Source organism: Mycobacterium numidiamassiliense (assembly GCF_900157365.1).
In the GTDB taxonomy this organism is placed as follows: Bacteria; Actinomycetota; Actinomycetes; order Mycobacteriales; family Mycobacteriaceae; genus Mycobacterium; species Mycobacterium numidiamassiliense.
Genome location: NZ_FUEZ01000004.1, coordinates 3,409,394 through 3,423,011, shown reverse-complemented (window position 1 = coordinate 3,423,011; position 13,618 = coordinate 3,409,394). Strand labels below are relative to the sequence as shown.

At 64.4% G+C, this 13,618-nt stretch carries 13 protein-coding genes; 4 read left to right on the top strand and 9 right to left on the bottom strand.

Annotation, left to right across the window (positions count from 1 at the left end):
* The first annotated feature begins 73 nt into the window (after positions 1 to 73).
* On the top strand, positions 74 to 910 hold the full coding sequence (locus MNAB215_RS24720) for an enoyl-CoA hydratase-related protein (protein WP_077082305.1): 837 nt from the start codon (positions 74 to 76) through the stop codon (positions 908 to 910).
* A 12-nt stretch (positions 911 to 922) separates the two neighbouring features.
* Here MNAB215_RS24720 and MNAB215_RS24715 read toward each other — a convergent pair whose 3' ends face one another.
* Genes MNAB215_RS24715 through MNAB215_RS24680 form a run of 8 tightly spaced genes read right to left on the bottom strand, consistent with a single transcriptional unit; the run spans position 923 to position 9,580 of the window.
* Positions 923 to 2,617, bottom strand: a complete 1,695-nt coding sequence (locus MNAB215_RS24715) for an FAD-binding protein (RefSeq protein ID WP_077081126.1) — start codon at positions 2,615 to 2,617, stop codon at positions 923 to 925.
* Positions 2,614 to 3,975 carry an aromatic ring-hydroxylating oxygenase subunit alpha gene (locus MNAB215_RS24710; RefSeq protein WP_077082304.1) on the bottom strand — a complete coding sequence of 454 codons (1,362 nt, stop codon included), beginning with the start codon at positions 3,973 to 3,975 and terminating at the stop codon, positions 2,614 to 2,616. The genes MNAB215_RS24715 and MNAB215_RS24710 overlap by 4 nt, the downstream gene beginning before the upstream one ends.
* Before the next feature lie 40 nt (positions 3,976 to 4,015).
* Complete coding sequence (locus MNAB215_RS24705; RefSeq protein WP_077081125.1) at positions 4,016 to 5,551, bottom strand: acyl-CoA synthetase; 1,536 nt, start codon at positions 5,549 to 5,551, stop codon at positions 4,016 to 4,018.
* A 15-nt stretch (positions 5,552 to 5,566) separates the two neighbouring features.
* Entirely contained in the window at positions 5,567 to 6,439 is an 873-nt protein-coding gene (locus tag MNAB215_RS24700; RefSeq protein ID WP_077081124.1) for an enoyl-CoA hydratase-related protein, read from the bottom strand.
* 15 nt (positions 6,440 to 6,454) lie between these two features.
* Positions 6,455 to 6,691 (bottom strand): biotin/lipoyl-containing protein, encoded by a 237-nt coding sequence (locus MNAB215_RS24695; protein ID WP_077082303.1) that lies wholly within the window; start codon positions 6,689 to 6,691, stop codon positions 6,455 to 6,457.
* Positions 6,684 to 7,682 carry an alpha-ketoacid dehydrogenase subunit beta gene (locus MNAB215_RS24690; protein ID WP_077081123.1) on the bottom strand — a complete coding sequence of 333 codons (999 nt, stop codon included), beginning with the start codon at positions 7,680 to 7,682 and terminating at the stop codon, positions 6,684 to 6,686. The genes MNAB215_RS24695 and MNAB215_RS24690 overlap by 8 nt, the downstream gene beginning before the upstream one ends.
* A 4-nt stretch (positions 7,683 to 7,686) precedes the next feature.
* Positions 7,687 to 8,673: a thiamine pyrophosphate-dependent dehydrogenase E1 component subunit alpha gene (locus MNAB215_RS24685; protein WP_077081122.1), complete on the bottom strand. Its 987-nt coding sequence runs from the start codon at positions 8,671 to 8,673 to the stop codon at positions 7,687 to 7,689.
* Between the two features lie 43 nt (positions 8,674 to 8,716).
* Positions 8,717 to 9,580, bottom strand: a complete 864-nt coding sequence (locus MNAB215_RS24680) for a mycofactocin-coupled SDR family oxidoreductase (protein WP_077081121.1) — start codon at positions 9,578 to 9,580, stop codon at positions 8,717 to 8,719.
* Positions 9,581 to 9,831: 251 nt separating this feature from the next.
* Between MNAB215_RS24680 and MNAB215_RS24675 the strand changes: the two genes are divergently transcribed.
* The 3 genes from MNAB215_RS24675 (at position 9,832) to MNAB215_RS24665 (ending at position 13,285) form a co-directional block, all read left to right on the top strand.
* Positions 9,832 to 11,052, top strand: a complete 1,221-nt coding sequence (locus MNAB215_RS24675) for a CaiB/BaiF CoA transferase family protein (protein WP_077081120.1) — start codon at positions 9,832 to 9,834, stop codon at positions 11,050 to 11,052.
* Between the two features lie 166 nt (positions 11,053 to 11,218).
* Positions 11,219 to 12,583, top strand: a complete 1,365-nt coding sequence (locus MNAB215_RS24670) for a wax ester/triacylglycerol synthase domain-containing protein (RefSeq protein WP_077081119.1) — start codon at positions 11,219 to 11,221, stop codon at positions 12,581 to 12,583.
* Between the two features lie 411 nt (positions 12,584 to 12,994).
* Positions 12,995 to 13,285: an ANTAR domain-containing protein gene (locus tag MNAB215_RS24665; protein ID WP_077082302.1), complete on the top strand. Its 291-nt coding sequence runs from the start codon at positions 12,995 to 12,997 to the stop codon at positions 13,283 to 13,285.
* Positions 13,286 to 13,495: 210 nt separating this feature from the next.
* Here MNAB215_RS24665 and MNAB215_RS30600 read toward each other — a convergent pair whose 3' ends face one another.
* Complete coding sequence (locus MNAB215_RS30600; RefSeq protein WP_281253346.1) at positions 13,496 to 13,618, bottom strand: hypothetical protein; 123 nt, start codon at positions 13,616 to 13,618, stop codon at positions 13,496 to 13,498.

Below are 13,618 nucleotides of genomic sequence, written 5' to 3'. Positions count from 1 at the left end.
TCAGTACAGCTCACTCCTCGCGTGAAGATCGCGCAAGCGCAAAATCGCCCAGGGGGAGGGTAATGTCCCGATGATGGAGCGGCGTGTGCTCGAAGCGGTGATCTACGAACGCGAACCGCCGATCGCCCGGATCATCCTGAATCGGGTCGACAAGGCCAACACCAAAGACGCGGTGCTCGTCACCGAGGTCGACGAATGCCTGCATGAGGCCGACCGCGACAGCGAGATCAAAGTCGTCATTCTCAAGGCGAACGGGAAGGGATTCTGCGGCGGCCACGTGGCTCGCTGGGGGCCGGACGAAAACCCTTACCCGGATTTCGGAAACACGTTCGAGGACTTGTACAAAGGCACCGCCGACCTGTTCCTGTGGCCGACACTGTACTTGTGGGAGTTCCCCAAGCCGACGATCTCGCAGATCCACGGCTACTGCATGGGCGGCGGAATCTACCTGGGCCTGCTGACCGACTTCTGTGTGGCCTCCGAGGATGCGTATTTCCAGATGCCACTTGCCCAGAGCCTCGGCGAGCCCGGCGGACACACCATGATCGAGCCGTGGCTGTTGATGAACTGGCACCGCACCATGGACTGGCTGCTGCTCGCGCCGACCCTGTCGGCGCAGCAGGCACTCGAGTGGGGCCTGCTCAACAAGGTGGTGCCGCGCGACGATCTGGAGAACACCGTCGAGGAGATGGCCCGCAAGATCGCGCAGATCCCGCTGACCACGCTGATGGCGGTGAAGAACAACGTCAAGCGGGCCTGGGAATTGATGGGGATGCGGGTGCATCTTCAAGTCAGCCACATCCTGACCAACATGGTCGGCGCCGCATCCGATGTCCAGGCGCGGCGGGCCGAGCTCATCCAGTCCGGCTTGAAGCCACGCGAATTCGTCGACCGCGACGAAACTTCGTAACGCGGGCAGACGTCAGCGGCTCATCTCGCCCGCGATCTTGCGGCCCGCGGCGTGCCGTGCGGCGACGTAGCCGAACACCATTGTGTAGGCGATACTTCCACCCGCGCCGAGGTAGTTTCGCCCCATCACCGTCGCGGTGATGTTCCCGGTGGCGTACAGCCCGTCGATCACACATTCATCCGCGTCGAGGACCTGCGCGTGCTCGTTGGTGACGACTCCACCGCACGTTCCGACGTCGGCGGGCACCACCTTCGTGGCGTAGTACGGCGGCCTTTCGAGGGGTCCCAATGCCGCATTCGGACGATACCCCGGATCTCCCAGGCAGTCGTTGTAGGCCGACTGGCCGCGGCCGAAGTCGGGGTCAAGTCCTTTGGCGGCAAACCCGTTGAACCGCTTCACCGTCTGCTCCAGCGCGTCAACCGGCACCTCCATGTGGCGGGCCAGATCGGCGACGGTGCTGCCCCGCAGGACCGATCCGCTCTCGATCGCCGATTCGGGAACGCTACGCTTCTTGAACGGATTCGCCCCAGCGACGTATCTGCTGACATAGCCCTCGTCGAACACCATCCAGCACGGCACCGCCTTGTTTGCGTACATCGCCTTGCCCACCTCGACGTAGGAGTTCGACTCGTTGCAGAATCGTCGGCCGCTACCGTCGACATAAATGGCGCCCGGGCGCTGCCGGCCACTTCCGAGGGCTTTTGCGGTGTCGCCGTCGGCGATGAAAACCGATGGGAGCCACCAGGCTTCGTCCAGCAGATCGGTCTTGGCGCCCAGACGCATCGCGGTCTGCAGCACCTCGCCGGTGTCACCGGCGTTGGCGATCGACCAGCTGGCCTCGTTGGGTTGGTCGCCACTGTATTGGCGACGCATGTCTGGATTGCGGCTGAACCCGCCCGCCGCCAGCAGCACGCCCTTGCGCGCCTGGACATTCACCGGAGCCCCATTGTGGCAGACGCGGGCGCCGACGACACGGCCGTCCTCGACGATCAAGTCCTCCATCGCCGCGTTGGTCCAGATCGGCGGATCGCCGCGGAGATCGATCAGAGCCTTGAGCATCTGACCGATGAGCGAGGCGCCGTTGGTGAGCATTTCGCGACGACGCAGCCGGGCCGCCCGGGTGCGGGCGAACACGCCCATCGCCACCGCGAAGGCCTTCGGCGATCGGTTGAAGTACTGGACCGCGCGTAGCTCGTTCGTTTTGAGTACGAACCCACCGTAGCTCTTGGCCATCGACGGCTGAACCTTGTCGCTCCAATTACCTAGAGCCGCAACATCATAGGGTATGCACTCGATTGCACGACCGGCTTCGTTGCCGCCCTTGTGATTCGGGTAGTAGTCGCTCCAGCCCGGGCACCGGACAAACCGAACGCCCTTGCGGATCAGAAAGTTGATCATTTCGTAGCCCGCGGTGAGGAACGTCTCTCGGCGCGCGGGCGACGAAGCCATCCCGATGTCGCCGACGACATCGTCAAAGTACGCCAGTCCGTCCTCGTGCGAATCCGCGATACCGTCGGCGCGCATCAGGGGATTGTTCGGTAGCCACACCATGCCACCGGACAGTCCCGTCGAACCACCTACCAGGCCTTGCTTTTCGATCACCAACGGCTCGATGCCTGAGTCGAGTGCGGCCAGTCCGGCCACCATGCCGCCACCGCCGCTACCCGCGATCAAGAGGTCGACCGAGTGGTCCCACTTAATGCTCATCGTGCCTCCACATCGGCGGTGAACCCGAGATCGGCGATAGGAACATCGATCGTGGTGTTGGTCTTCTGGATCGCCGGAACCAGCGCACCGTACGGCAACCCCGCCAGGAACCCGTCGATGACGCGTTCGAAGTTGGAGATCAGGCCCTCGATCCTGCTGGACAGGCGCATGTACTCAAAGCCCCTGGAGTGCAGCCCTTTTTGCTGTTTGGGCAGATTGGAGAAGTCCTGGGCCGGGATCGGCGGCCAGCGCGGGTCATCGGGGGCCATCGGTTCGGGCGGCGTCGGCTTGCCCGTCTCCTGGTCCGGCGGGATGCGGGTGAGCGACCAGATCTCGAAGAGCGTTTCCTCGGGGCCGAGCGGTCGGATCCGGTAGGACGACGCGCTGCTGTACTGAGGTAGTAGGAAGTAGTGCGGGAAAGCGAAATTGATGGCCTCGACGATGCCGCGTCGCGCCAAGTCGTTGAGGTCGGGCATGTCGCAGCCGCGGGCCCGATGCCAGTCGACGATGGCGTCGTTGAGCGTGCTGCGCCACGTGGCCATCGCCGCGGCCGGATCGGTTGGTAGCTCGATGTTCTGCAGGCCCTCGGCGACGCGGATGTCGTTCTCGTGTGTCATGCCGGCCATGCCCTCGCCGAGGGTGCGCATGAAGTAGAGGTTGGTCTGGGTGAGTCCGGGCGGCTTCGACGTCTTGGACGCGGGCTTTGGCATGCTCGAAGGCAACAGTTGCGGGTGCGTCTGCGGGACGTGATAGCCCTCCATGAACGCAGCGGTTGCCAGCTTCCAATTCACCGGAAGCCGGCACGATTGCCACCACTCGACGCGCAGCGACTCGACCTTCCACGCGTCGTAGATCGTCGCGAACGGCTCGAAGCAGTCACGCAGCGGCGGAGCGGCGTCGTCGAGGTTGATCCACGCGCAACCGCCCCATAGCTCGCACCTGACTCCGACCAGGCGAAGATCGCCGGGGTTCAGGTTGTGTTCGTCGAACTCCTCAGGCCGGAGCACAAACGTGTTGTGTCCGTCGATGCCCCAACACCAGCCGTGGAACGGGCACACGAACGTACGCCGATTGCCGTTGCCTTCCACCAGCTTTACGCCGCGATGCCGACACGCGTTGTGGTAGGCGCGCACGGTGTTGGCATCCAGGCGAACCACGATGATGGAGTCATCGAGGATCTCGTACTCGACGAAGTCGCCGGGCTTGGGGATCTCCTCGAGCCGGCAGGCCATCTGCCAGACGCGCGGCCAGAACAGCTCGTTCTCGAGCGCGTAGAACTCGGGGTCGTAATACCGCTGCTTGGGAATCCGGTCGGCGGTCTGTACCGCCCACGGCACCGGTAGCGGCTCCCAATTCACGGCGTTGTCCAGGGTGCTCACTCCATCATCTCCATCCAGCTCACACGATCCGCGACGCGCGGCCCTGCCAATAGCGTTCGCGGATGCGCCTCTTGTAGAGCTTTCCATTCGGGTCCCGGGGCAACTCCGGATCGAATTCGATGCTGCGCGGACACTTGTAGCCCGCCAGGTGGGTTCGGCAGTACTCGATGAGCTCGGCTTCGAGTTCGGGGCCGGCGGCGATGCCGGCAACCGGTTGCACGACGGCCTTGACCTCCTCGCCGAACTCCTCGTTGGGAACGCCGAACACCGCCGCATCAACCAATTTGGGATGCATCACCAGCAGGTTCTCCGCCTCCTGGGGATAGATGTTGACCCCGCCGGAGACGATCATGAACGTGGACCGGTCGGTCAGGTACATGTATCCATCCGCATCCACGTAGCCCATGTCCCCGAGCGATCGCCACCCGCGTTCGTTGTAGACCGACGCGGTCTTGGCGGGATCCTTGAAGTATTCGAAGTCGGGTCCACCTTCGAAGTAAAGCTCTCCAGCCTGCCCGACGGGAAGCTCCTCGCCGGCGTCGCCGATCACGTGTACCGGGGACATCGGTATCCCCACCGAGCCGGGGTGGGCCAGCCATTCCTGCGGACCGATCGTCGTCCCGGCGAATCCTTCTGTCCCGCCGTAATATTCGTGGATGATCGGCCCGAACCACTCCATCATCTGATGCTTGACGTCCACCGGGCAGGGTGCGGCCGCATGGATCACGTACTGCAAACTGGAGACGTCGTATTTTCTCCGGATCGCGTCGGGCAGCTTGAGCATCCGCACGAACATCGTCGGCACGAACTGGGCATGGGTGACGCGGTGGGTCTCGATCAGCCGCAGCACGGTCTCGGCGTCGAACTTTTCCATGATGATGGCCGCGGCGCCCACCCGGTTGACCGCCATGGTGTAGTTCACCCCGGCGGCGTGATACAGCGGCGCGGGCGATAGGTACACGCTGGCCGGGGTCATGTCGTAGCGGTGCGTCAGCGCCATTTCCAGCACCGATTGCGCCCAGGATCCGTTGCCGTCGGCAGGGAGCGTGCGGCGGACGGCCTTTGGCCGTCCCGTCGTGCCGGATGAGTAGAGCATCTCCGAGCCGTCGGAGATCGGTGGCGCATCGCCCGCCCCGGACAGGACCTCGTCGTAGGTCTGCCAGCCGGTCAGCACGCCCCCGATGGTGATCCTGACGTCCACGTCGGTATTGACCGCACGGATGTGGGCGGCGAGGTCGGTCATCGTGGCGTCGATGAACACCGCCTTGGCGTCACAGTCGTCGATGACATAGGCAACCTCCTCGGGCGTGAAGTGGGTATTGACGGCGGTGTAGTAGAGCCCGGAAAGCTGGCATCCCCAGGTGATTTCGAAGAACTCGGGCCGATTCGGCAGGACCAGGGCCACGCCGTCGCCGCGGCGCAGCCCCGCGCGGTGCAACACCGCGGCGACGCGGCGGCTCCTGGCATACAGCTCGCCGAACGCGATGGCACCGCCGTCGGGCAGTATCAGCGCCGGCGAAGCCGCAGCGCTGGTTGCGTGATCGGCGATGTTCACGAGCTGACCTCGACGTTACGTTGCGGCGCCGTCGGTCGGTGCGGCGGCCGCGGCGGCCTGGCGCCGAGCTTGCTCGGACGGCAGCACCTTGTCCTTGAATACCGTTTGAATGAGTTCCTGCACATCCTTGCTGACCGATGCCAGCGCGACGAGATCGTTAGAGCTCTGCCAGTGCACCCGCATGCCCATCAGTTCCCAGGCCCGCTTCAGGTTGGCCTTGGTGAGCATCAGCGTCGTCAACGGTGCCTGGGCAATGTGACGGGCGATCGCGTCCACGCGGTCGTCCAGGTCCTCGCGCTTGACCACCTCGTTGACGAGGCCGACCTCCAGCGCCTTCTTGGCGTCGATAACCTCGGCGGTGAAGAGGTAGTAGGCGGCCCGGCGCCAGTTCATGAAAACCCAAGGCTCAATGGAACATTCACCGGATGGCATGCCGAACCCCTGCAGGGGCGGGTACGAGAAGTAGGCGTCCTCGGCGGCGATGACGATGTCGGTGGTCAGACCCATGTGCGTACCCCCGCCCACACAGTAGCCATGGACTTGCGCGATGGTCGGCTTGGAGAACTCCCACAGATTCAGGGTCGGCTTGACGAAGAGATCCGACTGCGCCTTCCATGGGTTGCCCGTCACCATGGCGTTCTCCACGAACGCCGGATAGTCGACGGCGTTATTGCCGATGGCGTGCCCGGAGCAGAATCCTTTGCCATTGGCCTTGAGCACCAAAACCTTGATGTCGTAGTCGCGGTCGGCGTCCAGGAGCGCGGCGTCGACTTCTTCGGCAAGCTTCTGGTCTTGGGCGTTCGCCTTCTCCGGCCAGTTCAGCGTGATCTTCGCGATGGCCCCATCCTTCTGGTAGATGATTCTCTCGCGGGTCTCGTTCAGATCCATATGCGCACCCTTTCGTTATGAGGTGATGACGCCGATTTCGGCGCCGATGTCGTAGGTCTTCCCGACCTCGCCCGTCCATTGCACGGTGCCGGACGCGCCGGCCTCGATTTCCTGTTCCACTTTCTCGGTGGCGATCACGTAGATCGGCATGCCCTCTTCGACCTGCTCGCCGGCGTCGACGAGCAGACCGGTGAGCTCGGCCTCGGCGACGGCCACTGAGACCCGCGGGATGCGAATTACGAAGTCAGCCAAGTGCTTTAGCATTCTCGAGGGTCCGTTGCGCGGCCTCGACGATGCGGGCCGGCGACGGGTAGACCTGCGCCTCGAGCGCCGCGGCAGCCGGGTTGGGGACGAACCTGGCAGCGACGCGTTCGACCGGGGCGGCGAGCTCGCCGAACAATTCTGAGTGCAGGATGGCGGCGATCTCGGCGCCGGGGCCGGCGAATTGGACAGCATCGTGCACAACCACGGCTCGCCTTGTGCGGCGGACGGATTCGACGATGGTGTCGACGTCGAGGGGCACCAGCGTGCGCAGGTCGACGACTTCGGCGCTGACCCCCCGTTCGGCCAGCGTGTCGGCCGCGGCGAGCGCGTCGTGCACGCTGCGTCCGTAAGAGATCAAGCTCACGTCGCCGCCCGGCCGCTTGATGTCGGCCTGCCCCAACGGTATTGAGAACCCTGCATCAACCGGGACGGGGCCCTTCTTGCTTTGCAAGCGGATCGTTTCGATGAACAGGCAGGGGTCTTCGTCGAAGATGGCCGCGGTCAGTAGCCCCTTGCCGTCGCGCGGGGTGGCAGGCACGATCACCTTCATTCCGGGGATGTGCATGAACCACGCCTCCAAGCTCTGCGAGTGTGTGGCCCCGGTGGCCAGCCCGGCGTAGACCTGGGTCCGGATGGTGATCGGCGCCGTGGTGCGCCCGGCCGTCATGAACCGTAGCTTGGCGGCGTTGTTGATCAGCTGGTCCGCGGCGATGCCGATGAAGTCCATGATCATGATCTCGGCCACCGGCAGCAGTCCGTCGATCGCCGCACCTATTGCCGCACCGACGATCGCGGCCTCCGAGATCGGTGTGTCCAAGACCCGGTCGTGGCCATACTTCGTCGACAACCCGGCGGTCGGGCCGGACGCGCCGGGATCGGCGATGTCCTCTCCGAGCAAGAACACCCGATCGTCGGCCTGCATCGCCTGATCCAGCGCGAGATTCAGCGCCTCACGCATCGTCATTTCCTTTTCTTGCATGACCTCACACCGGATACTTGATCGGGGTTGCGTACACGTCCTGGTCGAGTTCGGCGACCGTAGGGGAATCGGAGCTCATGACCGCGCTCAAGGCCGCTTCCACGGCCTGCAAGGCGTCTTGTTCGATGCGGTCGAGCTCGTCCTGGCTGCAGACGCTGGTGTTGGCGAGCCGGTTGCGGAACCGCGGCAGCGGGTCCGCCGCCAACGCCGAGGCCATCTGCTCCTTGGGGATGTAGGGCATTCGGTCACCGAAGTAGTGGCCACGGAACCGGAACGTGACGCACTCGATAAAGGTCGGGCCGCCGCCGGTGCGTGCGCGCCGAAGCGCTTCGTCGAGCGCGGATTTCACGGCGAGCGGGTCGTTTCCGTCGACGCGAACGCCCGGCATGCCGTATCCGGCCGCCCGGTCGGCGACGTGTTCGATCTTCATGGTGTCGCTGGTTGGCGTCATCTCGGCGTAGAGATTGTTCTGGCACACGAACACCAGCGGCAGATCCCAGAGCGCGGCCATGTTGGCCGCCTCGTGGAAGGAACCGGTGTTGGTGGCCCCGTCCCCGAAGCTGACCACCGTGACGCGGTCGAGGCCCTTGCGCTTGGCGGCCATCGCCAGGCCCACCGCCACCGGCGGTCCGGCTCCGACGATGCCGGTCGAGAGCATCACGCCGACCTCGGGTTTGGCGATGTGCATGGTGCCGCCCTTGCCGCGGCTGGCGCCGATGGTGCGTCCCATCATCTCGCCGTAGATCTCCTCGAGCGGCACCCCCTTGCCGATGAGATCGTGCAGGCCACGGTAGGTGGTCACCAACTGGTCGTCGGGCCGTAGCGCGGTGCCCATCGCCGCGGCGATCGCCTCCTGGCCGCGGGAAGGCCAGTACACACACATGAATTCACCGGTGCCGATGCCTTTGGAAAGCCGGTCGTCGGCGGCTTTCATCAAGACCATCAGCTCGTAAAGGCGACGCTGAATTTGCAGGGAGTGATTTTCGGTCATTGTGGAGTTCCGTTGCGGTGCAATCCGAATGGAGCTGTCCGTGTCATGCGCCTGACCAGGGCTTGACTTTGAGGAAACCGCCACCGTCGACGCGTAACTGCTGTCCGGTGATGTAGCGCGCCGCGTCTGAGGCCAGGAAGAGCACGGCTTCGCTGATGTCCTCGGGTTCGACGTAGGGGATCGGCATCGCCTGCACGAACGGGAAAACCGGTTCGGCGTCCTCGCGGGTGGGGTTCTTCAAGTCGGGCCGGAAGGCCCGGTACATCGGCGCACTGTGCAGCATGTCGGTGTTGACGTTGGTCGGGTGCACCGCGTTCATCCGGATGGAGAACCGAGAAAGCGCCAGGGCAAAGTCGTTGACGTAGTGTGCGGCAGCCAGTTTCGCGAAGGCATACCCGGCTCCGCCCGGGCCGCCGTCGATCCCGCCGGTGTTCATCGAGGACATGAATGCCGCGTTGGAGCCGATCACGATGATCGACGCCCCGGCTTGCAGATGCTTGAGGCTGGCGTGAACCAGATTGAGCACGCCGAGCAGGTCGACGTCCACTGCGTCGGCGAAGGCATGCGGGGGCAGACCCGCGGTGAGCGGGCAGATGCCGGCGTTGGCGACCACCACGTCCAGGTGCCCGAACTCGGCGACGCCCTCATCGATCGCGGCGGACAGCGCCACCCGGTCGCGCACATCGGCGATCGCCGTGAATGCCCGCTGTCCTTCCTTTTCGACCAGTCGCGCCGTCTCGTCCAGATCTTCGGGCCGGGCCAGCGGATACTCGTTGGTCTCGATGTCTGCGCACAAATCCACCGCGATGATGTCCGCGCCTTCTGCGGCCAGCATCCGTGCGTGCGACCGTCCCTGGCCGCGCGCGGCCCCGCTGATCACGGCCACTTTGCCGGTTACCCTGCCCATCGCCCGTCCTTCGTCTCGTGCCCTACGCCGACGGCCGCCGCCGGGGTCCAAAGTCGTTCACGAGCACAGTCGCCCACGCATGAGGTCGGGTCGAATCGGTCGACATCCGCTGACCTGGGCTGAGTTCTGACAAGGGCCGGCTCCATCGCTGAAATGAACGACTACGCGTGGCTGCGGACGGGCTATCAATATGCCTTACAGTAACTAGAATATCTAAAATAGCAAGGAATGCTGACGGAGGGGATTGGCCCATGTCAGGCGTGCTTAGCGGTGTCCGGATCGTCGAGTTGGCGTCGTGGACCTATGTCCCCTCGGCCGGGGCGGCGTTGTCGGACTGGGGCGCCGACGTCATCAAGGTGGAGGGTGTCGCGTTCGGGGATCCCGGGCGCGCGCTGGTCGTTGGCGGGTTCACCCGCGAGGCGGCCCGGCCTGATGCCGACTTCATCCTGGAGCTGGGCAATCGCGGCAAGCGCAGCATTGCGATCGACGTCAAGTCCGAGGTGGGGCGCGAGTTGTTCGGTCGCCTGCTGGCCACGGCGGATGTGTTTCTGACCAACTGGCTGCCCGGCGCCCTCGAGCGGGCGCGCCTGACCGTCGAGGACATCCGCGCGTTCAACCCGAAGATCATCATCGCCCGCGGCACCGGCCTGGGGGTGCGAGGCCCAGACCGGGATCGTGGTGGCTTCGACGCCGCGACGTATCTGGCGCGCGGCGGGGTCGCCTACACGCTTACCCCGTTCGGCACCGATACCCCCGCCGTCCAGGGACCCGGATTCGGTGATCTGCAGGGCGGCGCAACGCTGGCCGGCGGCGTGTGCGCCGCATTGTTCCACCGGGAGCGCACCGGTGAGCCGACCATCGTCGACTCGTCGCTGCTGGCTCAGGCGATGTGGGCCATCGCGCCGTCGATTTCGGCGGCGGACTTCTTCGATATCGACGGCATTCCGGGGGCGCCGCCCGGGCTGGCGATCAATCCACTCGTGAACCGGTACAAGACAAAAGACGGCCGATGGATCCAGTTGGTGTTCCTGCAGCCCGACAAATTCTGGGCCGGCTTCTGCGAGCGGATCGGTCTGCCCGAACTGGTTGCCGACGAGCGATTCGTGCCATCGAGCAACCTGATCGCCAACGCCGCCGCGGCCACCGAGATCGTGGCGAATACATTTGCCAGCCACGATCTCTCGCACTGGCAGCAGGTGCTCGCCGAGGAGCCGGGCGTCTGGGGTGCGCTGGCAACACCGCGGGAGACCCTCAACGATCCGCAGGTGGAGCCCAACGGGTACGTCGTGACGAACATCGACGACTACGGCGAGAAATACCGAATCGTTGCCGCGCCTGTTCAATTCGACGAGACGCCGCCCACTCCGGCCCGCGCCCCAGAGCATGGTCAGCACACCGAGGAAATTCTGCTCGAACTCGGCGTCGAGTGGGATGACATCGCCAAGGCGAAGGATCTCAACGCGGTCCTTTGACAGTGGTGCTGGTGCGGGCGTCGGACGAGCGGATGCGCGTCGCTTTCCAAGTCACTGCCTCGCCGGCTGTTGACAAATGGCCCTATCTCGAAGGACCAAAGTCATTGTGTGCCAATAATATGGTGACGTTGGCCACCACCGGCCGTAGGTTTGTGCATGAAGCACCATGACTGCATTTATGCGCAACAGCGACGCCTTCACCTGGGCGATGGAAAGTGATCCACGGCTGCGATCAACCGTGGTCAGCATCGTGTTGCTGGATCGATCCCCGGACTGGGATGCGGTGCGCGAACGATTCGACCTGGTCAGCCGCAAGCTGCCGATGTTTCGGCAGCGGGTCGTGGCGTCGGCGCCGCCGGCCCCGCCGCGGTGGGAGTATGTCCGGGACTTCGACCTCGACTACCACATCCGGCGAACTGCCTGCTCCGGGGCCGGCACGCTCGACGACGTACTCGAGATGGCCCGTTTAGCCGAGATGCAGGACTTCGACCGGGCCCGGGCGCTCTGGGAGGTGACGCTGATCGATGGCCTGGACGACGATGGCGCGGCAATGATCTGCAAGTTCCACCATGCCCTCACCGATGGAATCGGCGGCGTCCAGATCGCGATGAACCTGTTCAACCTTTCCGAAGAGCTGTATGAGCGTGAACCGTTACCGCCCGAGCCGGAGGTATCCAGGCCATCGCTGCTTGGGGGTTACCGCGACGCCTGGCGCTACGACGTCGGCCTGCTCGGTAACGCCTTGACGGGTGCAGTTAAGGCGGCGCCGCGCCTGCTATACGGCAGTGTTCGGCGGCCTGTGGCGACGGTCCGGTCGGCAACCGCCATCGCGGCGTCGGTCTACCGGACGGTTCGGCCGATAACCCGAACCGGGTCTCGGCTGGTAACCGAGCGCGGCATGGTCCGGCGTCTCGGGGTGTACGACGTCCCGTTGTCACTGCTACGAGATGCGGCGCATCGGTGCGATGGCGCATTGAACGACGCGTTTGTGGCCGGCGTGGCTGGTGGATTACGCATATACCACGAGAAACACGGCGTCACGGTCGGCGACCTACACCTCACGATGCCGATCAGCCTACGGACCGCGGCCGATGACATGGGCGGTAACCGGATCACGCTGATGCGCTTTGACGTGCCCGTGGGCGAGGCCGACCCAGCAACACGAATCAGGGCAATCCACGAGCGCACCGGCGCGGTACGCGATGAACGATCGCTGCCCTACACGCAGTTGATTGCCGGCGCTCTGAACCTGATGCCGAGGTGGTACATCGGTTCGGTACTACGCCACGTCGATTTCCTGGCCAGCGACGTGCCGGGGGTTCCGGTGCGGGTCTTCCTGGGCGGGGCGGCGGTTCGCGCGCAGTACGCGTTCGGCCCGACGATCGGCTCGTCAGTCAATGTCACGCTGCTGACCTACGTCGACACCTGCGCTCTGGGCATCAATGTCGATACCGCTGCGATACCCGACTACGACGTCTTGTATGACTCTATCGTCGCCGGTTTCGACGAGTTATTTTCTCTCGCAGGCTAATTGGGAGCATAATCACCTATTTCTTGACGCGGCCCCGATAATAGGGCACGTGCCACCGTCGGTCCGGATACGTTCGGGCACTGATGAGTTCAACCCGATTCTGCTCGACGTTCCATATCGACGCGGACGCCGGAATTGGCATTAACGCCCAGCAAGTCGCCGAGCAAACGTCGGTCGGTGTCCTCGATCGCGTCGTCGCGTGCGCTTATCAGGTAGCAACCGAATTCGTCTCGACACGGTCACAAGCGCGTATCGATGCCAGCTGCGGTATGGCACATCGGCCTGATTCGACAAATCATGGCACAAGGCGCCTTTGAGAATCATGTTTGCGAGTTATGGGTACTTGCAAGGATTCTTGTCCGCTATGTGGGGTAGCGGATTCGTTGGCGCGTAACAGGAGGTATGCACAGCATGATGGCGAACTGGGTTCCCGCGCAGACTTCGTGCGGCCCCGGCTCTGGCCGCATCCTTGATACCGCGCGGGGGATCATCATCGGACTTCGCCGGTGCCGCTCGGACGTGGCTCTCGACGAATTGCAGACTGCGGCGGTGCGGCACCGGGTGCCGGTGTTCGCCATGGCGTGGGCGCTTGTCCATCTGGCGGGCGACGGCGAGAAGACGTCCAGCTTCGCCGAGGCCCAGTCTGCGGCGCGCCACGAGTGGGGTCAGCTGTTCACCCGGTCGTCCATGGCCACCTGTTGAGTAGTGATCAAGAACTTGGCGCGGCCGAGGTTCCGGGGGGTGCCTTGGCCGTTGCCAACCATCTTTTGCCCGAAGTAGGCCAGCATCCCGCTGCGCACGAGGTTCAGCCTCTCGAGCTGCATTGGCCGGCCAGATCCCGGAGCTCCCGACGCCGTCGGAAAAGCGAGCCAATCCCGTCGGTCAACACAATCGATCACGGCATCACCTTGATCAGGTGACGCGATCGTCACCTTTGGCACGGGACCACAAATCGACGAGCACCATCTGCTGGGCGTGACCGCCGGAGCGAGTCGGCGAGCAGCGCATGTCCCCGGTGTCGGCCACCTCGGTCAA